The following is a 690-nucleotide window of genomic DNA, read 5'->3' on the forward strand; positions in this document are numbered from 1 at the left end:
ATGATGAGCACAGAAATGACACTCTCCACAACCAATGTTGAAAGGAATAACAACTCGGTCGACTTTTTTCACTTTCGTCACTGCAGAACCAACTTCTTCTACAATCCCCATAGGCTCATGCCCTACTACATAGTCTTCCTCCATGACGGGTTTTCCGTTGTGATATAAATGCAAATCAGAACCGCAAATCGCTGTTGCTGTAATACGAATGATCATATCGGTTGGTTCTTCAATCGTCGGATCGGGAACTGTTTTGACTTCCATTTTTTCGTTTCCTTGCCATGTTACTGCGCGCATAAAATCTCCCTTTAATATAAAAGTGATAATTCCAGCTATGTTAGCAGTTTATCACCTTGCATAATTTAAGTCAAAAGTTATGTTACCGTTTACGTGAAAAAAATTCTTTATTTTAAGGTCCCTTTTAGCGGTGTTATATAACTTTACTCCTAAATGACAAGGAATTCCTGCTACTAAAGCTACAATTGGCAAGTCGCTATCTGACAATAAGCGTTCTAAGACCGACACTGAAATATGGATCAGATAAATAAGTGCAGTTAATCCTATGTAAATTACAGGTTATTTTCGCTCGCCTTTGACAAAAAAATGCATTCAGGACGTATTTTGTATAGAATATCCCACTATTCACCACACTATTGAATAAGGTCTATCTATTCAACTATTAAAAAACAT

At 36.8% G+C, this 690-nt stretch carries 1 protein-coding gene; it reads right to left on the reverse strand.

The window, feature by feature from the left end; translation table 11 throughout:
- A partial coding sequence (locus ABS911_RS15245) for an alcohol dehydrogenase catalytic domain-containing protein (RefSeq protein ID WP_350468253.1) occupies nucleotides 1-297 on the reverse strand: 297 nt, incomplete at its 3' end.
- Nucleotides 298-690 lie beyond the last annotated feature (393 nt).

The sequence above is a fragment of the Carnobacterium sp. genome (genome assembly GCF_040274425.1).